Raw genomic sequence first — 23,241 nt, 5'->3', positions numbered from 1 at the left:
CCCGGCCGTAATGCCAGGCCGGGCGGGTTATCCGGTGGGTCCCGGCGTTGGCGCCACAATCTGCGCGGGCACTCTGTTCCCCTCCGGTGGGGGATCGTTGTCGTCGGTGGCGAGCAGTCCGGCGATGGTGGCGCCGAGCGCGATGGTGACCGCCGCCGCCGCGATGAGTTTGCGCCGGTCGACGGCGGCCGGGACCAGGGTGGCTCCGGCGCGCAGCCTGGCCATCCTGACCTCGCCGCCCCTGCGTTCGGCGGCGAGCAGCACGGCGCCGCGCGCGGAGACGAAGTCGGGTTCGGGGTCGTAGACGATCGGCAGATCGATCAGTTCGGCCAGTTCGGCGCGAATGCTGGGGCTGCGGGTGCAGCCGCCCAGCAGCACCATGGCCTCCGGTCGCACGCCGGTCTCGTCGATGATCTGCCGCACGAACGACACCGAGTGATGAATGCCCGCCGCGCACAACTCCGCCAGGTCGCTGCGGGTGAGAACGGCTCGGTCGCCGGTGCCGTCGTCGATCGCGGTGACCACCCTGGCCTCGCTCAGCTCCTCGCGATGGCGCCGGATGGTCGTCGTGTCGGTGAGCACGCCGTCGCGGGCCAAGCGCCAGCGCAACAGCGCGTCGTAGCCGTCGCCGCCGAGCACCGTGCTGCGTTTGCTGGACAGGATCGTGTCGGTGCGGCAGTCGGCATGGGTGATGGTCAGCCCGGAACTGCCCAGGTCGTAGAGGATCACCGAGCCGCTGTCCGGCAGTTGCCCGGTGAAGCGCAGGTAGCGCAGCTGGGCGAGCGGTTCGTCGACGATGGTCACGTCCCGGCGACCGACGCGAGCCCGGACGGCCTCGGCGTGCAGCGGGCAGCGGCAGGTCACCGCCGTGCCCGAGATCAGCTCGTCCCTGCGGTCGGCGGCGCCGTTCATCCGGCGGATCGCCTCGAAGACCGGTTCCTCTACGCCGCCACCCGCTCGCCGCGGCACTTCGCAGCGATCGATCGGGGGTAGGTGCGGCTGATCGGAGTGTGTCAGCATCGCGTGGGCGCCGCCAGCGCCCGCCGATACACCCAAGACCAGCACCATGTTCTCCATGGTGGACCTTTTCCGTTCCGCTGCCAAGACGGCATGCCAGGCAATTCGCCGGTTGGATGCCGGAATGTCACTCGGCGGTCGGGCAAAACGTTTATGCGACCGACCGGTACGGCGAATCAGTCTGTGGCCGTGGCCGACCAGCGCGCCGTGCCCTCCGCGGTGTCGAAGTCGCCCGCGGCGTGTCGGAATTCGGCGAGCAGTTGCAGGAGGGTGTGCAGTCGGTCCGGTGGGAGTCCGGGGAGCGCGAACACCTTCGCGTTGAGTTCCTCGGTCGCCTTCGCCACCAATTCCCTTCCGGCGTCGGTGATTTCGATCAAGGTGGCGCGCCGGTCGCTGGGATGCGGAACCCGCTCGACGAGTTTCGCCGCCTCCAGCCGGTCCACGGTGTTGGTGACGCTGGTCGGGTGCACCTGCAAGCGGGCGCTCGCCTTCGCCATCGGCAACGCTCCGGTTTTGCTGAAATTGAGCAGCATGAGCAACTCGTAGCGGGAGAAGGTCAATCCCGTGGGTTTCAGCGCCTCGTCCACCCGCGCCATCACGATTTGCTGAGCCCGGACCAGCGACGTCACCGCGGCCATGCCGTCGGCGACATCGCCCCAGCCGTGGCCGACCCACTGGCGGTGGGCCTCCTCGATCGGGTCGTTCGGAAGCGGGCGTGGCCGAGACATGTTCCGATCATTCCATGCCACCTCGAGGGGGCGGGGGCATCCGGCCAGGCTTCGGATCACCGTGAGCGTAATGGTAGGCCGGGGCGACCGGCCGCGGGCACTATCTAGGGCGAGGCGGGCGTGGCTGAGTGGTTTAGGCAACGGTCTGCAAAGCCGTTTACGCGGGTTCAATTCCCGCCGCTCGCTCCAGACGTCCTCGGTGCTCGGTCGCCACGCCGAGCGCCGAGGCGCACCGGCAGCGGCGCGGTCGTGACCAGCCCGAGCGCTCGTTTCAGGCGGCTTCGTCCGGCTCGGAATACGCCACGGCCGAGCCGATCACTTCCAAACGCACTCGCTGCCCGGTGACCGGGGCGGCGACGCTGGCCCGGCGGACCCGAATGGGCGTGGCGGTGCCTTCCAATTCGATGGTCAGGATGACGTCGGCGCCGCGGAAGTCGACGGCCCGGACCCGGCCGGTCTCCGCCTCGCTCTCCGAAGCGACATGGGCGACAAGCTGTTCCGGGCGCAGCATGATCGTCGCCGGTCCGCTCGCGGCATCGCGCTGCACCGGGATCCGGCCCAGCGCGCATTTGGCCACGTCCGCCTCCACCACCGCGTCCAGCAGCACGCAGTCGCCGAGGAACCGGGCGGTGAACAGGTCCTTCGGCGTGGCGTAGACCTCCTCCGGCGTCCCGACCTGGGTGAAGCGCCCCTCCCGCATCACCGCCACCTGCTCGGCGAAACTGAGCGCCTCCTCCTGGTCGTGCGTCACCAGAATGCTGGTCATGCCTGCCTCGCGCAGCGTGTCGGCCACCGCCTGCCTGGTGGTCGCGCGCAGGCCGGCGTCCAGTGCGCTGAACGGCTCGTCCAGCAGCATCACCGATGGTTTGCGCGCCAGCGCGCGGGCCAGGGCGACGCGCTGCTGCTGGCCGCCGGAGAGCTGATGCGGCCGCCGGTCGGCATAGGACGCGTCCAGCGACACCATCTCCAGCAGTTCGTGCACCCGCCCTCGGCTGTTACGGCGCAGGCCGGGCAAGCCGTAGGCGATGTTCTGGCCGACGGTCAGATGCGGGAACAGCGCACCGTCCTGGGCGACGTAACCGATGTTGCGGCGCTGCGGCGGTACCGAGAGACGTTCCCCGACAACGGTTTCCGTTCCGATTGATACCGAACCCGTATCCGGCGCCTCGAATCCGGCGATCACGCGCAGCAGCGTGGTCTTGCCGCATCCGGACGATCCGACCACCGCGGTGGCGGTGTGATCCGGCACGTCGAGGCTGATCCCGCCGAGCACCCGGGTGTGGCCGAAGGTCTTCGAGACATCGGCGACGACAACGCGACTCATATCCCGGCCGCCTTCCGCGAGTTGGTGAACAGCAGGTAGGTCACCGGCACTGCGGCGACGATCATGATCAGGGCGTACGGCGCTGCGCCCGCGTAGTCCAGTTCGCCGGACAGGCCCCAGAACCGCATCGCCAGCGTGCGGGTTCCGTTGGGCGCCAGCAGCAGGGTCGCGGTCAGCTCCGTCGCCACGGCGACGAACACCAGAGCGGCGGCCGCCGCCGCGGCAGGCGCCGCGAGACGCAGCGTGACCAGGAAGAACGTCGCGGGCCCCGATCGGCCCAGCGACCGGGACGCCTCCTCCAGGCCGACCGGCACCTGGGCGAGCCCGGCCCGCACGCTGACCAGGGCGCGGGGCAGGAACAGCAGGAGATAGGCGGCGATCACCATGCCCGCCGTCTGGTAGAGCGCGGGCGCCCACCGGATGGTCACGGTCACCATGGCCAGCGCGATGACGATGCCGGGCAGTGAGCTGGTGATGTAGTTGGCGCCCTCGATCAGCCGGGCGAACGCCGAGGTGGACCGCACCGCGATCCACGCGACCGGGAACGCGCACAGAGTGGTGAGCAGTGCGGCGACGGCCGCGAGGCCGATCGTCTGCCCGAGTGCGTTGCCGATATCGGTGAGATCCCATACCGCCGCGCCGCCGATGCGCAACCAGCGTCCGATCGTCCACAGCGGCACACCCAGCGCGCCCGCCGTCACCGCGACGAGCGCGGCCAGCACCGGCAACGTCCCGGCGCCCAACCGGGCTCTGGTCGCGGCGCGTGGCGCACCGCTGCCGATCCGCGCATAACGCGCCCGGCCGCGCAGTCCCGCCTCCGCCCCGAGCAGAGCCAGGCAGCACAGCACGAGCACACCGGCCAGCATGCTGCCGGCCGGACCGGCGAAGCTGGACTGGTACTGCTCGAAGATCGCCGTGGTGAAGGTGTCGAACCGCACCATCACGAAGGCGCCGTATTCGGCGAGCAGATGCAGCCCGATGAGCAGCCCACCACCGAGGATCGCCAAGCGCAGTTGCGGCAGCACGATGCGCGCGAACACCGCGACCGGGCCGGAACCGAGCGCGCGCGCCGACTCCTCCACTGCGGGGTCCAGGCGGCGCAAGGTGGCCGCCGCGGGCAGATAGACCAGCGGGAAATAGGACATCGTCGAGATCACCACACCCGCCCACAGGCCGTGCATGGTGGGGAAGACGCTCACCCAGGCATAGCTGTTGACGAACGCGGGAACCGCGAGCGGCGCCGCGAAAACCGGCCCCCACCACGACTTTCCCGGCACATCGGTGCGTTCGACCACCCAGGCGAGCCCGACGCCGAGCGCCACGCAGATCGGCACCGTGCACGCCACCAGCGCGGCCGTGTTGCGCAGCAGCTCACCGACTCTGGGGCGGAACACCAGCTCGGCCGCCTGATCGAGGCCGGTGGACAACAGCGTCGAAACGATGTAACCGAGCGGCACGAACGTCGCCGCCACCAGCAGCAGCGCGACGCCAGTGACCACCGGCCCCGGCCTGCCGACCCGGGGCGCGGCGACAGCGGTCCGCAGTGCCACGGCTACAGCAGACCCGCTTCGGTCATCAGCTGGGTGACCTTCTTCGAGTCCAGCTTGGAGGGGTCCACCGCGGGCGCCTGGAGGTCCGCCAGCGGCGGCAGCGCCGGGTTCGCGGCCACCCCGGCGGCCACCGGGTACTCCAGCGACGTGCCGTCGCGCAACACCTCTTGTCCGGTCTTGCCGACGATGAACGCCAGGAACTTCTGCGCCGCCTCCTGCTTGTTGCTCGCCTTCAGCACGCCGCCGCCGGAGACGCTGACGAAGGCGCCGGGGTCCTGGTTCTTGAAGTAGTGCAGGGCGGTGTCGGCGCTGCTCTCCTTGGTGTTCGCCTGATCGCGGTACCAGTAGTAGTGGTAGATGACGCCGCCGTCCGGGCTGCCGGAATTGACCGCCTTCATGGTGGCGACGTTGTTCGGGAACGGCGTGGCGTTCTCCTTCATGCCCTTCAGCCAGGTCCGGGTGACGTCCTCACCCTTCAGCGCCAGCAGGGCCGCCACGATCGCCTGGAAGTCGGCGCCGGAAACGCCCGCGCCCCAGCGGCCCTTCCACTGCGGCTGCGCCAAGTCCAGCAGCGAGGCCGGCAGCTGACCGGGCTGGACCTTGTTCTTGTTGTAGACGAAGACCGTCGAACGAGCCGCGACGCCGGTCCACTTGCCGGTGGACGGCCGGAACTGCGCTGGCACCTGCTCCAGGGTCTTGGCGTCCACGTCGGCGAACAGGCCCGCGTTCTCCACCAGCGCCATGGCGGGGGAGTTCTCGGTGAGGAAGACGTCGGCGGGCGAGGCGGCGCCCTCGGCGACCAGCTGGTTGCCCAGCGCGGTGTCGCCGCCCTGGCGCAACGTCACCTTGATGCCGGTCTCCTTGGTGAACTGCTCGGCCCATTCCTTGGTGAGCGACTCGTGCTGCGCGTTGTAGACGGTGATCTCGTTCGCGTCGTCGGAGGAATTCGAGCAAGCCGTGCCGCCGAGCGCCGTCAAGGTGAGGACCAATCCAGCGGCAATCGTCTTCCATCTGACCGGCTTCATCCTCGTCCTTCCGACCGCGCTACCCGTGCATATGTTGAGCCTTACCTAAGGAAGATACCGCGTCCGACATGCGCGAATGTTCGCAGCCGTCGGCATCGGCCCGGCCTGTCACGACAGCCCCGAGAAGTCCCGCGCGACAACGTGATTGCGGTCGGCGCAGGTGCCGAGCGTGTAATCCGGTTGCAGTCCGAAGTACTCGCCGCGGGTCAGCGCGCTCCAGCGCCGGGCGTCGTCGGTGCGGGTCTTGTAGAAATTCACCATGTAGCCGCCCTCGTAGAGGCGCAGCAGGCTGTAGCCGCCCGGATACTCCTTGACCGCGGCGACCTCCAGGAACTCCACCGCGCACGACGCGTCCGGCCTGGTGCGGCGATTGCGGTGGGTGTGGCCGCTGTGCTGGAGGAACACTCCGGGACTGCGGGTGTAGAGCGCCTGCAACTCGGCGCTGTCGCGTCCGTCGAGCACGAACCCGGGCCCGGCGAGGTTGGTCAGTCCCGATTCCGTCGTCACCGGGTGATGGCCGAACACCAGCGTCGGCCGATCCGGGTCGGCGCGCAGGAGTGCGGCGAGATGATCGAATTGCGGGCGCTCGATGGACCCGCCCGCCTCATCGAGCCGGCTGGTGTCCAAGCCGAGCACGCGCAGGCCGCCGACCTCGTGTTCGACCAGGTCCTGTCGCGGGGAGAAGACATCGGCCCAGCAGTCGCGGTGGCCGGCGGGCGCGGGCGCGCAACCGGCGTATTCACCACCCACGTGTGGGCGGTCGTGGTTGCCGCGCACGGCCAGGTAGTCGTGGCCCAGTTCGCCCCACGCGTCGAGGCGCGACCGCACCGTGCGGGTGTCGTGCTCGGAGGCTTCCGCGGTGAGGTCGCCCGCGAGCAGCAGGAGTGTTGCCGCGCGGTCGGGCCTGCGTAAGTCGTCCAGCATCGCGGCCAGCATCACCTCGGGATAGGGCGCCAGGCCGGGGGTCTGCCGGAAGCCGGGCGGCAGGTCGCCGACGATCAGCCCACTGACCTGCTCGCCGTAGTGCACGTCGTTGGCCAATGCCAGCGTGCGCAGCCTGCGGCCGGGCGGAGGGACCAGGGTGGTGAACTCGCCGCGTGCTTCCGGCGCGGCGGGATCGGCCGTGGTGAGCGAGAGGGCCGGTGTGGCGCGCAGGCCCGCCGACCAGGCTTCGAAGCGGTAGGCGCGTCCCGGCTCGAGGCCATCGACCTCGGCGTAGTGGAAGGGAGTCGGGCGGTCGTCGGCGAAGAGCGGCGCCGGCGCGCGCGGGGAGTCGGCGGGACCGATCCGCACCTGGGTGTCGGTGGCGACGGGCAGCAGGCGACCGGCCGGGTCGGGCGCGAGCGTGGTCCAGGTGAGGACGACCGAGGTGTCGGTGACGGTCACCACCTCGAGATCGGTCGCGATGATCGAATCGGTTTGAGCGCGTGACGATTTCGTTCGCCCGGCGAGGGGGAGCAGAGCGGCGAGGCCGAGCGCCCCGAGAACGGTCCTGCGGCTGGGGCCGCAGCAACTCATGCGTGGGTGCATGCGATCAGCGCGTGCCCTCCGGGGAGCAGACCTTCCACTTGCCGTCTTCTTTCTTCAGGTGCTCGGTCGTGCTGGTCTCGGTATCGGGCTGCTGGCCTGGCACCGTGACGGTGAGTTTGCCGTCGACCTTCGCGGTCGCGGTGTCCCCGGTGACGACGATGTCCTCGATCCTATCGATGGTGACCGAAATCGAGGTGCTGTCGAATTCCTTCTTCTCGCTCTCGGTCATCGCCTCGAACGCGGCGCGTTCGCGCAAGCACGCCTGTTCGGCCGCCGCGCGGAAGCCGCGCCTGTCCAGGGTCTCGTAGAAATCGCGGATCGCGAGTTCGATCTTCTTCTCGTCCGAGGCGAGCGGGCCTTTGCCCTGCGTGGTCAAGAAGAACCCGGCGATCACCGCGCCCGTGATCACCAGCACGACTATCACCACCAGGCCCGCGATCAGGCCGGCATGGCTCTTCTTCGGCTGTGGTCCCGATGGTGGGTAGCCGGGTGGCGGATAACCCGGACCGGGCGGTGGGAGGGGTTGCCCCGGCGGCGGAAGGGGTTGCCCGGGTGGCGGGGCGCCAGGGGGCGGCTGCGGCGGTCGGTCATCCGGCGGTTGCCCGCCCGGTGGATAAGCCATGTCGTCCTCCGGTCTGCCCCCGGTGCCTGCATCGCTACGGCAAAAGCGTGCCCGGGTGACCGGAAACCAAACCAAGCCGGATCATCCGCTGGCGGTTGCTCGCGAGCGGTCCTGGTGTCCCGCCTTGGACCGCTGTTCCGGCTGGCAAGTCCGGGTTCGGCGGAATGGCCGGCGGTTCGTGCTCTGCTCGGATCAGTACTGCGTGGTGTTCAGCGCCGGGGCACGGTCTGGCCGGTCGAGCCGTCCGTCCGCGCCGGTCGCGGTGACTCCCCGGCACGCGCGGCACTCCGACGGCGTCAGGCGTTCAGGGCGGCATGCCAGCGTGCGGTGTCGGTGTATTGGTGCAGCCGCGTAATGCGGCCGTCCTCGTCGACTTGCCACAGATGCACGAATTCGGCGTCATACTCCCGGCCGGTGGCACGGGCCGCGCCGCGATAGTGCCCCGTCACCACAATGGTGCCGTCGGTGGTCTCCTGCCAGGTCTCGTCGTACGGCGCGGTGTCGAAATGTCGCGCGACCGCGCCCCAGACACGCGCCATCGCCGCGATCGGGCCGTGGAAGACACCGCCCGCGCCGCACGGCAGGCCCGGTGCGGTTCGCGCCTCGAACTCCGGGTGCAACAGGGCCAGGATCGCCGGTCCGTCACCGGTCTGCGTCGCCGTGTAGAAACCCTTGACGACCTCGGACTTCGTGAGCATGTCGCACTCCTTCTAATATGATCGTTCTAGAATGAACATACTAGATAGCCGTGTGTGCCGACAGTGTGTGCGTCGTCATGCCGTTCCGGCTGTGTTTGCCTGGTGCTTGCCGCATATGTCCGGCTAACATTCGAACATGGGTTCGATAAGCGATGAAACGCCGCGAACCGAAGGAACGGAACCCGAGCTGGTCTACCCGAACCGGACCGGCCACTACTACCGGACGCTGACCTATCCGCCGCGGCCGGTCTGGGTGCGGCTGGACGCGATCCTGGTCCGCGATCCGGGGACGCCGCGCCATGTGAACGGCGCCGGGGTCATCATGCGCGGCGAGCGTCCGGGAACCCTGACGCATTGGCTGCCCACCGTCGACGGCGACTGGATGGGCCGGGTGAACTACAGCATCCAGTTCGCCGACGGCCGCCCGGACCTGCAAGTGCGCGACCAGTTGGTCCCGGCGTACGCGCTGCGCCCGCGTCGTACCGGACAATCCGGACCGGAATCCGATCGACCGGCCACGCGGGAAGGTCGCGCGGGCCCGGCCTGATCCATTGCCCTCAATTTGCCTGTTCCGCCGGTATTCGCGCGACAGCTGCCAGTGCCGGGTGCTGTCGGGTTTGCTGCTCCCGGCTTCGCGGCCCGAATGGGTTGTCCGGTCGATTGCCGGCCCGGTTGTCGCCGTAGGGGGCCGGTGATACGTTGCCCGGCATGGGATTTCAGTTGCCGCATCCCGAGGTGCTGTGGGCGCGCGTGACCGTCTTGGACGTGATCACCTGCGCCACGCACACCGATCGGGCCGCGAGCGGACAGGAGATCGGGCAGACGGCCAGAGTGGAAGGCGGCCGGCTGATCAACGACGACGGCGAGGGCAATTGGTACTCGCTGGTCAGATACCCCGGTGAGCGCGCACTGCTATTCGGGCGGGACGAGGACAACGAGGTCGCCGGGACCTCCTACGACCCGCTGGCCGCGGCGCCGGCCTGGGTGCGGTCGGTGGAACCGACGACGAAGCTGCCCGGCGGCGTCGAGGGCCCGGTCAGCTTCGTGCGCTGGTGGGAGTTCGGCCGCTGGCAGCACACGCCGACCGACCTCGACGACGGCCTCGAGATCAGCCTCAGCGCCGCCTCCGACCGGGAGGACTTCACCGGCAGCGTCATGAGCGCCGCCATCCACGCGAACTGGGTGGAGATGGACTACGAGGCGGGCAAACTGATCGCCCGCACCGTCGACCCCACCGCCCTGCACGCCCTCTGCGACGCCACCGAGAACGGCGCCGTCACCAAGGCCCACTTCTACTTCCTCCAGCCCGCCTTCACGGCCCCCGCCTTCACCTACCTCACCAACGCGGGCGTCCTCACCTCCACCGACAAACCCACCGAACCTTTGTCGTGACCGTCTGATCGCAGGCGACACCCACCATTCGAGAAGGGCTCCGGCTTCCGGGGCCCTTCGCTCGTATCACGGCGGCATTCGAGAAACCTCTCGTCTACGTATCCGACGCCGCCGGTCGGTCGATCGCCGGATTCGACGCTCGCAGCTGTCGGCGGGCTGTTTGCCGCCGGTGGCCGGTCTGGTGACCGTGCGGCGCGAGCGGATGTCGCTCCGTTCGGCCGAGTAACCGAGCATCGCCATCGAGCCGGTCGCGGCAACGGATTCAGATCGCATAGATGCCGATAACAGGCTTCCGCGACGGCTCGAGGGTGGTCAGCAACGTACGCATGACGTCGTCACCGACCGCGACGCAACCTGCCGTCGGCCTGCCGACCTCCACATGGACGAAAAAAGCCGAGCCCCGATTCGGCACGACCGGAAAACGGTTGTAGTCGATGACCAGCGCGTAGTTGTACTGCGGATCGGTCCGGCCGAGATTCTCGCTGAGTAGGGAAGCTTCGCGCCTGCGTGAGGTAACCGGCCGAAGCCCTCGGTCAACGCGAACGTGCCCTCCGGCGTGAACGCCGCCCCTTCCCTCGCCTCCCGCGAAATACCCGCCTTGCCCACCCAGGCGGGCACCGCCAACGTCCGCTGCCACCGCCGAAACCGCTTCCGCTGCCACAATTCCAGCGTCCCCCGATCGGCCCCGGCGGGCGCCGTCACCCAGACGACTTGACTGCCCGGCACCGCGTCCGGATCGAACGGCGGCCTGCTTCCGCTGAGTCCGGTCACCGATACGATCCCGACCACCGCGACCGCCACCAAAACCCCGGTCACGGTCCAGCGCAGTACCCGCCCGCGCCGGGTCCCGGCCTCAGCCAATACACGCTCCTCCGCTCGACCAGATGCCCACCATCGCCCGACGCCATCGTATTCGCCACCACCTCACAGCAGGTGAGTCGGCGAGCGGCACATGGCCGCGGCAAACATCGAGTAGACCTCACCGTGGTGTGCCACTCGCGCTATCGACGTGGGGCTACGGCGTTCCAGTAGTCGGATCTGACCGCGTCCCAGAGTTGGAAGTGCTCGGGGAACCACTCGCGGACCTGGGCGAGGTCGGGGCGGTGGTCGCACTCCCCGAAGAGGATCACGCCTGGGTCGCCGTTCGGGATATCGACGATCGAGCCGTCCATTCTCATCCGGTAGGCCGGGGTAGCCGCCGCTTGGTCGATCAGTGATTCGATCGCGATCCGTGCCCCTCGTGCGATCTGCCAGAGGACGGTGTGGTCACCAAACGTCGTGCGGCGCAACATCCAGCCTCGCTTGCGTGGTGTCGATCCCGCCGTGGGCGGAGAGCGCCCGCCTGCCGTCGGCTGTGATCTGGTATCCGCGACGGCGGACCAGTCCGGCATGCACGATCAGCCCGGCCGACTCGAGCGGCGGTAACGCGCGGCGCACCCGCCATCCGGTCAGGTTCACCGTCTTCGCCAGCGCGTCGACCGACAGGATTCCGCCCGGCTCGAGCGCTGCCAGCACGTCGGCCTGAGTTCTGCTGAGTGGGATGTCCGGTGGCATGCGGCAAAGGATGGGCCGGGCGTCGGTCACGCGGTAGCGCAACACATTCCGTGGGCAAACTCGCGCAAATCACCAGCTCGGGTTGTGCGCCGCCGCCTACGATCGGCGCGGACCGCAACAAACACAGATCTCGGAATGCAACGGCAGGGGAGACGTGCATGGCAGACGACCACGCGGAGGAAACGGGCAGCACACTGCCGCGCCGACAGCTCGGCAGGTATCTGAAAGAGGCTCGGGAGGGGGCGGGTTTCACCCTGGAACGGGCCGCGTCCCTCATGGAGTGGAACAAATCGACCCTGAGCCGCCTGGAGCGTGGATTGACCGAAAAGGTCAGGGTCCGCGACGTTTCAGGGTTGTGTGAGATCTATGGATTGACTGACGAGAACGCGGCTGTCGCCAGGGTGCTCGCTGAACAGACACCGGCGAAGTCGTGGTGGCATACCTATGGAGATTTGATCCCGGCGTGGGTCAACCTGTATGTCGGCTTGGAAGCCAGCGCTACAGAATTGGCAAGTTATCAGCCATTGCTCATACCGGGACTGCTACAGACACCGGACTACACGCGGGCAATCGATCGGCGTTACTTCACTGAAGACACAGAGGAGGAGTTGGAACGCCGTATTCAGGTTCGTGCTCAGCGACAGAACATTCTCACCCGATCGCGTAACCCGACAACAGCCTCGTTCGTCCTCCACGAGTCCGTGCTGCGAACTGTGGTCGGTAACCGCCGTGTCATGACAGCCCAGTCGAGGCACCTCGCAGATATGAGCACTCTGGCCAACGTCGATATCCGGATACTGCCGTTCCACGCCGGAATTCCGCTCGGGGCAGCCCTACCGCCGTTCACCATCTTGGACTTCGCCCGCGATGGGCGTGGCAAGTTGAAGGAGCCCCCGGTCATCTATTGCGAGAACTACACTGGCGCCGCGTACCTTGAAGGGCCGGCGGATGTGCTCAGATTCCGTGCGGCATTCGCGATGCTTCAGCAGGCAGGACCGGACACCCGCCCGAGCCGTGACCTGTTGCGAGAGATAGCGAGGGAGTTCGACCGTGAACGCTGACTTGTCCGGAGCGTGCTGGTTCAAATCGAGCCATAGCCAAGGGGGAGCCGACTGTGTCGAGGTCGCCCACCTGGCCGGAGGCGCGGTCGGCGTCCGTGACTCGAAGAACCCGACCGGCCCGGCGCTGATCTTCCCGCCCGGCGAGTGGGACGCCTTCACCACCGGCGTGGTCCGTGGCGCGTTCGACCGCACATAGGACTCCCGCCCGCGGTCGCAAGACGAAGCTTCGACTTGTCTGGGGGCGGCCCTCGGTCGCGCGCACCTGCGGTGGTCGCACCCGCTTCGATTACTCGTAGTGGAAGCGACAGGCGATGATCACGACCGTGTCGTCCTCGATGACGTACACGATCCGGTGTTCAGTCGTGATCCGTCGCGACCAGTAGCCAGCCAGATTGTGTTTCAGCGCTTCTGGCTTTCCGACACCTTCGTAGCCGTTGCGCTCGATGTCCGCGATCAGCGTGTTGATGCGCCGCAAGATCTTCTTGTCGTTGGCCAGCCACCATTGGTAGTCGTCCCACGCAGGTTCCGTGAATGTGAGTTTCACTTACCCGCCTTGCGACGAGTCACCTTGCGCTCGGACTCAGGAATGCCCACTCGCGACAACCACGCACTGACCATGCGCAGGGCGGCTGCGAATTCCTCCGGATCGACGTTTTCGGGGGCCGCGAAAACCGGGGAAACCAGATCATTGAGGTAGCGAGCGGCCGCAGGGAACTCGGCGTCGAAGTGAGGGGGCCGCGCGGAATAGACCCGCACCGACGGACGCTTCGTCTCCCCCTCATCCTCGTCCTCGGCAACGTCGACCAGTTCCCGAGGCGTTGCGCCGCCGCCACGATGCTCTGCGATAGAACGTTCGAGATGTCGCGCATTAGCCGGATTGCCCAGCAAGTACGCGGTCTCTTGGAGTGCCTGATACTCGCTGAGCGCGACGACGACGGCAGGCTCGTGACCCGCGCGAGTGATCACCACCTCTTCCAGGTCTTCGGTGGCAGTGTCGAGAACCGATGCGAAGTTAGCTCGCGCCTCGGTATAACTCATCGGCTTCATGACTTCACTGTACAGGATTCTGTACAGGACGTCGCGATGTCACCACGTTGCTCAGCCGCAAGCGAACGCCGCCGGAGACCAGCGGACCGAACCGCCAAGTGATGCGACCGGACGGGAACATCAGTACGGGCGACGCCTCATCAGTACGCGCTGCGCGTCTCAGCGCGGCGGCGGTGCGAAGTGCGCCCGGGCGCTGAGGGAGGCGGCGAAGACTTTGGGTGAGGTTGTGTCATCTCGTGTCACCGAGGTTGCAGACGAGAAAGGCCCCTGCCAGCAAGTGTGCTGGTCGCGGGGCCTTTCTCGTGCGTGCCCTCGGCAGGATTCGAACCTGCGGCCTTCTGCTCCGGAGGCAGACGCTCTATCCCCTGAGCTACGAGGGCGGGATAGGGCTCGGTCGGGGCCGGGATGGCGGTCCGATCGGGCTGGGTCAGCCTATCGTATCGGCCGCCGTCCGCCAAAAAGCGCCGACGGCGGCGGGTTTTCGGGTTATGGGAGTGGGGCCGCGCCGCGGGCGGTGAGCATGGTGGTCATCAGGTCGGATTCGCCGCGCTGGGTGGTGGCCATGGTCTCGGCGAGGGTGCGCACCGCGGTGGTGTCGGCGTGCTGGGCGGCGTAGTCGATCATCGACAGCCCGCCCTGGTGGTGGCGCAGCATGAGCTGCAGGAACATGGTGTCCAGCATGGGGCTGGTGGCCTGGCGCAGGGCGGCGAGTTCGGCGGGAGTGGCCATGCCGGGCATGGTGGACACCGGGCCGGAGTGGTGGGGCATGTCGGCGCCGGAATGGTCGTGGCCGCCCATCGGCTCGGCCATCCAGCCCATGAAACCGTCGACGCTCTGCGCGGGTTCGCCCCAGAGTTGCAACCAACCCTGCATGCGCCCGATCTGGCTCTGCTGGGTGGTGAGGATGTCGTAGGCCAGGCGGCGGACCTCGGTGTCGGTGGAGCGAACCAGCAGCACGCCCGCCATTTCGACCGCTTGGGCGTGATGCGCGGACATGTCCTGGCCGAAGCCGACGTCGACCGGGCCGGGGTCGGGCTCGGTGGAACCGTTCAGCGGTATCCGGGCCAGCACGCCGATCGCGAACCCGATCAGGATGGCGCCGATGATGCCGAGCGTCAGCAGCGCGGTGCGCTGGCGGCGGAACTGTCCGCCGAGGCCGGGCTCCGCCGCAGCTTCGCGGTCATCGGCTCCGCCCGTCGCCTCGCGTTCGGATGCGGCTCCGCGCTCGCCTGATCCGGTGGGTACTCCCGATCCGGCGGGTGCTTCGCTGCCGGATCCCGTGGGGGCTGGATCGCCGGATCTCGAGGCCGCGCGATCGCCGGTCTTGCCGAATTCATGTGCACCGGACGCAGTGGGTGTCGCGCTATCTCCGGCCCCGACGGCTTCGCGCCCCGCGGACTCCACACCCTTCCGATCGCCGGACACTACTGCCCCGCGGCGGGAGCGGGCGGCACGGGCGCGGGCTGCACCGGCACCGGAGCGCCGGGCACACCGGGAAGCCCAGGAAGACCGGGCACGCCGGGCACACCCGGCAGACCCCCTGGCATACCGCCTAGCTCGGTCTGGTCCTTCTGCGCGCCCTTGCCGTCCATCGGCACCGCGTCGGGGCCGGGCGGCGTCGGGTCGAACGGCGGCGGGTTGTCGGTGTCGAACACGATGGTCGAGCAGTCCGCGCCGACCTCGGGGTAGGTGTAGTTGTTCAGCCGCAGAGCGGTGATGAACTGGCCGACGCGCTTGTCGTCGGGGCTGTCCAGCTTCAACTGGTGCCCCCAGGACTGCAAGGAGACGGCGGAGTCGAGGCCGGGGTAGGGCGACATCAGCGTGTACGGCTTGCCCTCTACCTTCGCCTTCAGCGTCGCGATGCCGTCGGCGTTCACCTTGTCGGGGTTGTAGGTGATCCACACCGCGCCGTGCTCCAGCGAGTGCACCGCGTTCTCCACCCGGATCGGCTTGTTGTAGACCACACCGGTGCAGGTCGCCCAGGACTGGTCGTGCGGGCCGCCGAAGGGCGGCGCCTGGTCGTAGGCCACGCGCTGGTTCGAGCCGATGTGCAGCCCGGCGGGGTATTCCTTCTTCACCACGCCCGCGATCCCGTCGGACGGATCCTTCTTCTGCGCGCTGGGGGTGTACTTGTCCAGGTCGGCCTTTTCCCGGTACTTGGGGACCAGGTTGTAAGCCAGCGCGCCGATCAATGCGATGATTACTACGGCCGCGCCGATGGCCAACCAGGGAATCTGGCGATTCTTCTTCGGAAGCTGTCCTTGTCCGCCCCGCTTGCGGGGAGACGACAACTTCGCCGCGGCCTTGGCGGCCTTGGCCGATTTGGCGCTGGGACTGCTAGGCATCGCTCAGTGTGCTCTTTCGACGTGGATGGATCCGCTGGCTGCGCAGTGCCCACCCGAGGTGTACACCCGCCAAGACCATAGGATAGAGACTCGTGACTCCAGCTGACCTTGCAGATCTCCTTCGCTCGACCGCGGCGAAGGTGCTTGTCGAACGTGGACTGGACCCCGCGGTCCTGCCCGACGAGGTCACCGTGGAGCGTCCCCGAAACCCGGAACACGGCGACTATGCCACGAACGTCGCGATGCAGGTGGCCAAGCGCGCCGGAACCAAGCCGCGTGACCTGGCCACCTGGCTGGCCGACGCGCTGGCCGAGGCCGACGGCGTCGCCGCGGCCGAGGTGGCCGGACCCGGATTCCTCAACATCCGCCTCGCGGCCTCCGCGCAGGGCGCGATCATCGAGCGGGTGCTCGCCGCCGGCGCCGCGTACGGCACCGCGGAGACGCTGAAGGGCACCAGGATCAACCTCGAGTTCGTCTCGGCCAACCCGACCGGCCCCGTGCATCTCGGCGGCACCCGGTGGGCGTCGGTCGGCGACGCGCTCGGCCGCATCCTGGCCGCGCAGGGCGCGGACGTGGTGCGCGAGTACTACTTCAACGACCACGGCGCGCAGATCGATCGGTTCGCCGCCTCGCTGGTCGCGGCCGCCACCGGCGCGCCGACTCCGGAGAACGGGTACGCGGGCGCCTACATCGGCGAGATCGCCGACAAGATCGTGGCCGCCAACCCCGGCGTGCTGGACAAGCCGGAGGCCGAGCGGCTCGAGCTGTTCAGGGCCGAGGGCGTCGAGCTGATGTTCGCGCACATCAGGGAGTCGCTGCACGAGTTCGGCACCGATTTCGACGTCTACTTCAACGAGAGCTCGCTGTTCGCCTCCGGCGCGGTCGAGCAGGCCGTGGAGCGGCTGAAGAACTCCGGCGACCTGTACGAGAAGGACGGCGCCTGGTGGATCGCCAGCTCGGAATACGGTGACGACCAGGACCGCGTGGTCATCAAGAGCGACGGCAAAGCCGCCTACATCGCAGGCGACATCGCCTACTTCCAGGACAAGCGGGCGCGCGGCTTCGATCTGTGCATCTACATGCTCGGCGCCGACCACCACGGTTACATCGGCAGGCTGAAGGCCGCCGCGGCCGCGTTCGGCGACGACCCGGCCACGGTCGAGGTGCTGATCGGGCAGATGGTGAACCTGCTGCGCGACGGCGTCGCGGTGAAGATGAGCAAGCGGGCGGGCACCGTGGTGACCCTGGACGACCTGGTCGAGGCGATCGGCGTGGACGCGGCGCGGTACTCGCTGGTGCGTTCGTCGGTGAACTCGAGCATCGACATCGATCTGAACCTGTGGGCCAGCCAGAGCAACGAGAACCCGGTCTACTACGTGCAGTACGCGCACGCTCGGACCGCGTCCATCGCGCGCAACGCCGCGGAGTTCGACTACGACTCCGTCGCCGCCGACCTCGCGCTGCTGTCGGCCGATGAGGAAGGCGAACTGATCCGCACCCTCGGTGAATACCCGCGCGTGGTGGCGAGCGCGGCGAGCCTGCGCGAACCGCACCGGGTAGCCCGCTACCTGGAGGAACTGGCGGGCGCCTACCACCGATTCCAGACCAACAAGAACCTGCGCGTCCTGCCGCTGGGCGACGACCCCGTCTCGCCGACGAACGCGGCCAGGCTCGCTCTGGTGAACGCCACGCGCCAGGTCTTGGCCAACGGCCTCGGCCTGCTCGGCGTCAGCGCGCCGGAGCGCATGTGACCGGCCGGTCCACCGGAGCGAGGAAGGAAGCGACAGTGAGCGAGCGCAGCGAGGGGCGGCTATGAGCGTGCATCCCGCCGGTCCACGGCATGCCGAGATTCCGCACGCCCCGAATCTGCCGGAGCGTCCGAACGATCCGAAGCAGATGATCGATCTGCCCGCGAACGTGTGGCCGCGCAACGCCACCCGTGACGACGCGGGCGTGGTCCACCTGGCGGGCGTGCCGGTGTACGAGCTGGCCGAGCGGTACGGCACTCCGCTGTTCGTGGTGGACGAGGACGACTTCCGTTCCCGCTGCCGCGACATGGTCCGCGCGTTCGGAGCGAACGCGCGAGTGCACTACGCGTCCAAGGCGTTCCTGTGCGGCGAGGTCGCCCGCTGGATCCGGGACGAGGGCCTGTCGCTGGACGTCTGCTCCGGCGGCGAATTGGCCATCGCGTTGCACGCGGGCTTCCCCGCGGAGCGAATCGCCTTGCACGGCAACAACAAATCCGTCGCGGAGCTGGAAGCCGCGGTGTCCGCCGGTGTCGGCCACGTCGTGGTCGACTCGCTCATCGAGATCGAGCGCCTGGAAGCCGTCGCCGCCCGCGCGGGCGTGGTGCAGGACGTGCTGGTCCGGGTCACCGTCGGCGTGGAAGCCCATACCCACGAATACATCTCGACCGCGCACGAGGACCAGAAGTTCGGCTTCTCGATCGCGGGCGGCGACGCGATGGAAGCGCTCGCGCGCGTCTTCGACGCCGACAACCTGCGCTTGGTCGGTCTGCACAGCCACATCGGCTCGCAGATCTTCGAGATCGACGGCTTCGAGATCGCCGCGCGGCGCATGCTCGGCCTGCTGCGCGAGGCCATCGACAAGTTCGGCATCGAGCGCACCGCGCAGATCGCGACGCTGGATCTCGGTGGCGGACTCGGCATTTCCTACCTGCCGTCGGACGATCCGCCGCCGCTGGACCAGTTCGCGGCGAACCTGCGCGAACTGGTGGCCGCCGAAGCCGAACGCGCGGGCCTGCCCACGCCGACGATCGCGGTCGAGCCCGGCCGCGCCATCGCCGGTCCTGGCACGGTGACGCTCTACGAGGTCGGCACCATCAAGGATGTCTCGCTGGACGGCGGGCTGCGCCGCCGCTACGTGAGCGTCGACGGCGGCATGAGCGACAACATCCGGCCCGCGCTGTACCAGGCCGACTACGACTGCCGCTTGGTCTCGCGGTCGTCGCAGGCCGGGCCGGTGGTCGCGCGCGTCGTCGGAAAGCATTGCGAGAGCGGCGATATCGTCATCCGGGACACCTGGATGCCCGCCGACGTCGGCCCCGGCGACCTGATCGCCGTCGCCGCCACCGGCGCGTACTGCTACTCGATGTCCAGCCGGTACAACCAGTTGACCCGTCCCGCGGTCGTCGCGGTGCGGGACGGACAGCCGCGCCTGATCCTGCGCAGGGAGACGGTGGCGGACCTGCTCAGCTTGGAGGTGGAAGCGTGACGGCCAACGCGAAGAACGGCGTGTGGGGGACCGATCGCCCGATCGGGGTCGCGGTCCTCGGCATGGGCAACGTGGGCACCGAGGTCGTGCGCATCCTGCGTGAGCACACCGAGGACCTGCGTTCCCGCGTCGGCGCGCCGGTGGTGCTCCGCGGTGTGGCCGTGCGCAGCCTCGACACCGACCGCGGCATCCCCGCCGAGCTGCTGACCACCGACGCGGACGCACTGGTCGCCCGCCCCGACGTCGACCTGGTGGTGGAGGTGATCGGCGGCATCGATCCGCCGCGCCGGTTGATCCTGGCCGCGCTGAACGCGGGCAAATCCGTGGTGACCGCGAACAAGGCGCTGCTGGCCGACTACACCGGCGAGCTCGCCGCCGCCGCCGAGGCCAGCCGCGCCGACCTGTACTTCGAGGCCGCCGTCGCGGGCGCGATCCCCGTGGTGCGCCCGCTGATCCAGTCGCTGGCGGGCGACCGGGTGAACCGGGTCGTCGGCATCGTCAACGGCACCACCAACTTCATCCTCTCCGCCATGGACGAGACCGGCGCCGACTACTCGCGGACGCTGGCCGAGGCCACCCGCCTGGGCTACGCGGAAGCCGACCCGACCGCCGACGTGGAGGGTTACGACGCCGCGGCCAAGGCCGCGATCCTCGCCTCGCTGGCGTTCCACACCCGGGTCACCGCCGCCGACGTCTACCGCGAGGGCATCTCCCGGATCACCGCCGAGGATCTGGAGACCGCATCGGCGCTCGACTGCACGGTGAAGCTGCTGGCCATCTGCGAGCGCGTGGACGCGGGCCCCGGTGAGCCGGGACCGGAGGACGGGGGCAAGGAGCGCGTCTCGGTGCGCGTCTACCCGGCGCTCATTCCCCGCAAGCACCCGCTGGCCGCGGTGAACGGCGCGTTCAACGCGGTGGTCGTCGAGGCGGAGAACGCCGGACGGCTGATGTTCTACGGGCAGGGCGCCGGCGGTGCTCCGACCGCGTCGGCCGTGCTCGGCGATCTGGTGATGGCGGCGCGGAACAAGTTCTATGGGGGTCGCGCTCCCGGCGAATCGGTTTATGCTGAGCTACCGATCGCGCCGATCGGCGACACGCCCACCCGCTATCACGTGAACCTGCAGGTCGAGGACCGCCCTGGGGTCCTGGCCGCGGTGGCGGGCGAATTCGCCGCACATGGGGTGAGCATCTCGACCGTCCGACAAGAAGGGCACGGCTCGGGTGCGCGCCTGGTCGTGGTGACCCACCACGCCGTGGAGTCGGCGCTCGCGGACACCGTGGCCGCACTGGCGGAAATGGAATCCGTCACATCCGTGACCAGCGTTCTGAGATTGGAAGGCACCGAAGAATGACCACAGGGCACACGCCTGGCGTCGCGCCACAGGCCGGAGCGCACTCACGCTGGCCCGGCCTGATCGCGGCCTACCGCGACCGGCTCCCCGGCGCGGCCGACTGGGAACCGGTCACGCTGTTCGAGGGCGGAACGCCGCTGGTGCCCGCGCCGCACCTGTCCGAGATCACCGGCTGCGAGGTGTACCTGAAGGTCGAGGGCCTGAACCCGACCGGCTCGTTCAAGGACCGCGGCATGACGATGGCGATGACCGACGCCAAGTACCGCGGCCAGAAGGCGGTGCTGTGCGCGTCCACGGGTAACACCTCGGCCTCCGCCGCGGCGTACGCCACCCGCGCCGGTATGAGCTGCGCCGTGCTGATTCCGCAGGGCAAGATCGCCATGGGCAAGCTGGCCCAGGCCGTGATGCTCGGCGCGAAGATCATCCAGGTGCAGGGCAACTTCGACGACTGCCTGGAACTCGCCCGCAAGGTCACCGCCGATTTCCCCAGCATCGGCCTGGTCAACTCGGTGAACCCGGCCCGCATCGAGGGCCAGAAGACGGCGGCCTTCGAGATCTGCGACGTGCTCGGCAAGGCCCCCGACGTGCACGCCCTCCCCGTCGGCAACGCGGGCAACATCACCGCGTACTGGCGTGGCTACCGGGAGTACCACGCCGACGGCATCACCGGGGGTCTGCCGCGCATGCTCGGCGTGCAGGCCGCCGGCGCGGCCCCGCTGGTCAACGGCGTCCCGGTGAAGGACCCCGAGACCATCGCCACGGCGATCCGGATCGGCGCGCCCGCGTCCTGGAACGGCGCCGTCGAGGCCAAGGAACAGTCCGGTGGCGCTTTCCGCGCCGCCACCGACGAGGAGATTCTCGACGCGTACCGCCTGGTCGCGGCCACCGAAGGCGTGTTCGTCGAGCCAGCGTCGGCGGCCAGTGTCGCCGGTGTGCTCGCCGCACGCAAGGAAGGCTGGCTGGATGCCGGGCTCACCGTGGTGTGCACCGTGACCGGCAACGGCCTCAAGGACCCCGACACCGCGCTGTCGGGCATGCCGCAGGTGCAGCCGATCTCCGTCGACCCGGTCGCGGTGGCCGCCGAATTAGAGCTGGCCTGAGTTGAATTCGCGCGAAAGCCAGGTCATGAGCGCGACGCTGCCCGCTGGTCTGACCGTGACCGCACGGGTGCCCGCGTCCACCGCGAACCTCGGTCCCGGGTTCGACTCGCTCGGTATGGCATTGGGGATCTACGACGAAATCCAGGTGCGAACCACCGATTCCGGGCTCACCATCCGGGTCGAGGGTGAGGGCGCCGACGACGTGCCCTGGGGCCCTTCGCATCTCGTTGTCCGTGCGATCGAGCGCGGCCTGGAAGCGGCGGGCGTATGGGCCGACGGCCTCGATGTGGTGTGCCGCAACGTGATTCCACATTCCCGCGGACTCGGCTCCTCGGCCTCGGCGGTGGTCGGCGGACTGGCCGCCGGGTGCGCTCTCGCCGCGAAGCTGGACCCGGCGCTGGCCACGTCCCCAGACCGAATGGTGCAGCTGGCCGCGGAATTCGAGGGGCATCCGGACAACGCGGCGGCCAGCGTGCTCGGCGGCATCGTAGTCTCCTGGACCGAGACCGATCATCCGGCCGACGAGGCCCCCGGCACGGAATACCACGGTCGCGTCTACCGCGCGGTGCGGCTGGAGGCGCATGCGGCGCTGCGCCCGGTGGTGCTGATCCCGCAGGAGCGCTCCTCCACCGCGCACACCCGCGGCCTGCTGCCCGACGTCGTGCCGCACAGCGACGCGGCGTTCAACGTCAGTCGCGCCGCGCTGGCCGTCGTGGCACTCACCCAGCGTCCCGACCTGTTGCTTCCCGCCACCGCGGACCGGCTGCACCAAACCCAGCGTGCCCCCGCGCTACCGTTGACCACCGCTTGGATCACCCGCCTGCGCACGGCGGGCATCGCGGCCACCGTCTCCGGGGCGGGACCGACCATCTTGGCCATGGGGACCAGCGAATTTCCCGCGGAACTCCGCGAACTGGCGGCGGCCGACGGCCTGCGCGTGGTGGAGCCGGGAATCGCCGAAGGCGTCCTGGTCGACTGACGGCGAGTCTGCCTTGCCGAGATTCGCAATGGACAGCTATTCTGGGCAGGTCCGTACATCGTGCGCATCAGACGCCGGTGCTTCATCAGGGCAATCGCTCCAGCAGGCTCCAGGCTCGAGCCTCCAGGCCATGGGGGTGCTGCGTAGCTGCGCAACTGGAATGATCTCTCCCCACCTTTCACCAACGGTGGAGAAGCCGCCGGGCCGGCGGGGCAGGTGATACGGCACACAGCGCCCGGACGGACGCATCCCAGTCCGGCAGAATGCCCGGGCTGCGGGACGAACCCTCGAAACAGCACACGGCAATCGAGGGAAGGAAAGGATTTCCGTGACAGATACGGACCTGCTCGCGACACCCGGCGTGGAATCGAGCCCGACGGGCGAGCGCGAAAGTGAATCCGGACAGATTTCGAAGATGAGCGAACACACCGACGTCGCACGATCGGGGCTGACTGGAATGTTGTTGCCGCAACTGCGCGCGCTCGCGGGGGAGCTCGGTATCCGAGGCACCTCCGGGATGCGCAAGGGCGATCTGATCGCCGCCATCAAGGAAAATCAGGCCGCGGGCAAGGCGGCGAAGGTGGAGAAGCCCGCCAAGAGCGAGGCCAAGTCCGCGGCAACCACCAAGGCCGACGCGCCCGCGAAGGCCGGTGCCCCCGCCAAGACCGCCGCTCCCGCGGAGC

The 23,241-nt window shown here is 68.7% G+C and carries 25 protein-coding genes and 2 tRNA genes; 11 read left to right on the top strand and 16 right to left on the bottom strand.

The genetic code is table 11. From position 1 onward, the window contains the following. Positions 1-27: 27 nt before the first annotated feature. Both NB3_RS15815 and NB3_RS15810 read right to left on the bottom strand, forming a co-directional pair. Positions 28-1,068: an Hsp70 family protein gene (locus NB3_RS15815; RefSeq protein ID WP_067803276.1), complete on the bottom strand. Its 1,041-nt coding sequence runs from the start codon at positions 1,066-1,068 to the stop codon at positions 28-30. A gap of 125 nt (positions 1,069-1,193) precedes the next feature. Further along, positions 1,194-1,745, bottom strand: a complete 552-nt coding sequence (locus NB3_RS15810) for a MarR family winged helix-turn-helix transcriptional regulator (RefSeq protein ID WP_067803231.1) — start codon at positions 1,743-1,745, stop codon at positions 1,194-1,196. 114 nt (positions 1,746-1,859) lie between these two features. Here NB3_RS15810 and NB3_RS15805 point away from each other — a divergent pair. Next, positions 1,860-1,934 (top strand) — tRNA-Cys (locus tag NB3_RS15805). 82 nt (positions 1,935-2,016) lie between these two features. Here the strand turns inward: NB3_RS15805 and NB3_RS15800 are convergent. From NB3_RS15800 to NB3_RS15775, 6 genes are all read right to left on the bottom strand, one after another. Then, positions 2,017-3,069 (bottom strand): ABC transporter ATP-binding protein, encoded by a 1,053-nt coding sequence (locus tag NB3_RS15800; RefSeq protein ID WP_067803228.1) that lies wholly within the window; start codon positions 3,067-3,069, stop codon positions 2,017-2,019. After that, positions 3,066-4,619: an ABC transporter permease gene (locus tag NB3_RS15795; RefSeq protein ID WP_067803227.1), complete on the bottom strand. Its 1,554-nt coding sequence runs from the start codon at positions 4,617-4,619 to the stop codon at positions 3,066-3,068. The genes NB3_RS15800 and NB3_RS15795 overlap by 4 nt, the downstream gene beginning before the upstream one ends. Positions 4,620-4,621: 2 nt before the next feature. Further along, the gene (locus NB3_RS15790) at positions 4,622-5,644 is read right to left on the bottom strand and encodes an iron ABC transporter substrate-binding protein (protein WP_067803225.1); all 1,023 of its coding nucleotides are present in this window, start codon (positions 5,642-5,644) and stop codon (positions 4,622-4,624) included. A 108-nt stretch (positions 5,645-5,752) separates the two neighbouring features. Further along, positions 5,753-7,174, bottom strand: coding sequence for a metallophosphoesterase family protein (locus NB3_RS15785; protein WP_244891923.1), 1,422 nt, complete (start codon positions 7,172-7,174; stop codon positions 5,753-5,755). 4 nt (positions 7,175-7,178) lie between these two features. Continuing rightward, positions 7,179-7,796 carry an Rv0361 family membrane protein gene (locus tag NB3_RS15780; protein WP_067803219.1) on the bottom strand — a complete coding sequence of 206 codons (618 nt, stop codon included), beginning with the start codon at positions 7,794-7,796 and terminating at the stop codon, positions 7,179-7,181. 296 nt (positions 7,797-8,092) lie between these two features. Continuing rightward, positions 8,093-8,494, bottom strand: a complete 402-nt coding sequence (locus NB3_RS15775; RefSeq protein WP_067803216.1) for a nuclear transport factor 2 family protein — start codon at positions 8,492-8,494, stop codon at positions 8,093-8,095. A gap of 136 nt (positions 8,495-8,630) precedes the next feature. On the opposite strand from NB3_RS15775, the gene NB3_RS15770 reads away from it, so the two are divergent. Together NB3_RS15770 and NB3_RS15765 are read left to right on the top strand one after the other, a co-directional pair. Next, complete coding sequence (locus tag NB3_RS15770; protein WP_067803214.1) at positions 8,631-9,041, top strand: hypothetical protein; 411 nt, start codon at positions 8,631-8,633, stop codon at positions 9,039-9,041. 161 nt (positions 9,042-9,202) lie between these two features. Beyond that, the gene (locus NB3_RS15765; RefSeq protein ID WP_067803212.1) at positions 9,203-9,886 is read left to right on the top strand and encodes a hypothetical protein; all 684 of its coding nucleotides are present in this window, start codon (positions 9,203-9,205) and stop codon (positions 9,884-9,886) included. Between the two features lie 262 nt (positions 9,887-10,148). Here NB3_RS15765 and NB3_RS35035 read toward each other — a convergent pair whose 3' ends face one another. From NB3_RS35035 to NB3_RS15755, 3 genes are all read right to left on the bottom strand, one after another. Beyond that, positions 10,149-10,547 carry a hypothetical protein gene (locus NB3_RS35035; RefSeq protein WP_157111816.1) on the bottom strand — a complete coding sequence of 133 codons (399 nt, stop codon included), beginning with the start codon at positions 10,545-10,547 and terminating at the stop codon, positions 10,149-10,151. 340 nt (positions 10,548-10,887) lie between these two features. Continuing rightward, positions 10,888-11,178: a hypothetical protein gene (locus NB3_RS35905; protein WP_067803208.1), complete on the bottom strand. Its 291-nt coding sequence runs from the start codon at positions 11,176-11,178 to the stop codon at positions 10,888-10,890. Beyond that, positions 11,153-11,440, bottom strand: a complete 288-nt coding sequence (locus NB3_RS15755; RefSeq protein WP_067803205.1) for a hypothetical protein — start codon at positions 11,438-11,440, stop codon at positions 11,153-11,155. Before NB3_RS15755 ends, NB3_RS35905 begins: the two co-directional genes overlap by 26 nt. 158 nt (positions 11,441-11,598) lie before the next feature. On the opposite strand from NB3_RS15755, the gene NB3_RS15750 reads away from it, so the two are divergent. Next, entirely contained in the window at positions 11,599-12,501 is a 903-nt protein-coding gene (locus tag NB3_RS15750) for a helix-turn-helix domain-containing protein (RefSeq protein ID WP_067803197.1), read from the top strand. Further along, positions 12,491-12,697 (top strand): DUF397 domain-containing protein, encoded by a 207-nt coding sequence (locus tag NB3_RS15745; RefSeq protein WP_067803196.1) that lies wholly within the window; start codon positions 12,491-12,493, stop codon positions 12,695-12,697. Before NB3_RS15750 ends, NB3_RS15745 begins: the two co-directional genes overlap by 11 nt. A 90-nt stretch (positions 12,698-12,787) precedes the next feature. Here the strand turns inward: NB3_RS15745 and NB3_RS15740 are convergent, their stop codons facing one another. The 5 genes from NB3_RS15740 to NB3_RS15720 all read right to left on the bottom strand — a co-directional run bounded on the left by NB3_RS15740 (position 12,788) and on the right by NB3_RS15720 (position 15,893). Beyond that, positions 12,788-13,045 carry a Txe/YoeB family addiction module toxin gene (locus NB3_RS15740; protein WP_067803187.1) on the bottom strand — a complete coding sequence of 86 codons (258 nt, stop codon included), beginning with the start codon at positions 13,043-13,045 and terminating at the stop codon, positions 12,788-12,790. Then, positions 13,042-13,548 carry a type II toxin-antitoxin system Phd/YefM family antitoxin gene (locus tag NB3_RS15735; RefSeq protein ID WP_067803184.1) on the bottom strand — a complete coding sequence of 169 codons (507 nt, stop codon included), beginning with the start codon at positions 13,546-13,548 and terminating at the stop codon, positions 13,042-13,044. The genes NB3_RS15740 and NB3_RS15735 overlap by 4 nt, the downstream gene beginning before the upstream one ends. Before the next feature lie 307 nt (positions 13,549-13,855). After that, positions 13,856-13,928: transfer RNA gene (locus NB3_RS15730), tRNA-Arg, on the bottom strand. A 106-nt stretch (positions 13,929-14,034) separates the two neighbouring features. After that, entirely contained in the window at positions 14,035-14,670 is a 636-nt protein-coding gene (locus tag NB3_RS15725; RefSeq protein ID WP_067803273.1) for a DUF305 domain-containing protein, read from the bottom strand. Between the two features lie 302 nt (positions 14,671-14,972). Continuing rightward, the gene (locus NB3_RS15720) at positions 14,973-15,893 is read right to left on the bottom strand and encodes a thioredoxin-like domain-containing protein (RefSeq protein WP_067803181.1); all 921 of its coding nucleotides are present in this window, start codon (positions 15,891-15,893) and stop codon (positions 14,973-14,975) included. A 92-nt stretch (positions 15,894-15,985) separates the two neighbouring features. Between NB3_RS15720 and argS the strand changes: the two genes are divergently transcribed. From argS to NB3_RS34125, 6 genes are all read left to right on the top strand, one after another. Further along, the gene (gene argS / locus NB3_RS15715; protein WP_067803178.1) at positions 15,986-17,644 is read left to right on the top strand and encodes an arginine--tRNA ligase; all 1,659 of its coding nucleotides are present in this window, start codon (positions 15,986-15,988) and stop codon (positions 17,642-17,644) included. A 61-nt stretch (positions 17,645-17,705) separates the two neighbouring features. Then, a complete protein-coding gene (gene lysA, locus NB3_RS15710; RefSeq protein WP_067803175.1) occupies positions 17,706-19,127 on the top strand; it encodes a diaminopimelate decarboxylase in 1,422 nt (473 codons plus the stop codon). Beyond that, positions 19,124-20,479, top strand: a complete 1,356-nt coding sequence (locus NB3_RS15705; RefSeq protein ID WP_084486275.1) for a homoserine dehydrogenase — start codon at positions 19,124-19,126, stop codon at positions 20,477-20,479. Before lysA ends, NB3_RS15705 begins: the two co-directional genes overlap by 4 nt. Next, positions 20,476-21,579, top strand: a complete 1,104-nt coding sequence (gene thrC / locus NB3_RS15700; RefSeq protein ID WP_067803172.1) for a threonine synthase — start codon at positions 20,476-20,478, stop codon at positions 21,577-21,579. Before NB3_RS15705 ends, thrC begins: the two co-directional genes overlap by 4 nt. 25 nt (positions 21,580-21,604) lie before the next feature. Next, on the top strand, positions 21,605-22,558 hold the full coding sequence (thrB, locus tag NB3_RS15695) for a homoserine kinase (protein ID WP_067803268.1): 954 nt from the start codon (positions 21,605-21,607) through the stop codon (positions 22,556-22,558). 415 nt (positions 22,559-22,973) lie between these two features. After that, the coding region (locus tag NB3_RS34125) for a Rho termination factor N-terminal domain-containing protein (RefSeq protein WP_174553209.1) at positions 22,974-23,241 on the top strand (268 nt) is incomplete at its 3' end.

This window comes from Nocardia beijingensis NBRC 16342, assembly GCF_001612785.1.
Taxonomy (GTDB): Bacteria; Actinomycetota; Actinomycetes; order Mycobacteriales; family Mycobacteriaceae; genus Nocardia; species Nocardia beijingensis.
The sequence above is the reverse complement of the archived record's forward strand: the minus strand, read 5'-3'. Positions and strand labels throughout refer to the sequence as shown.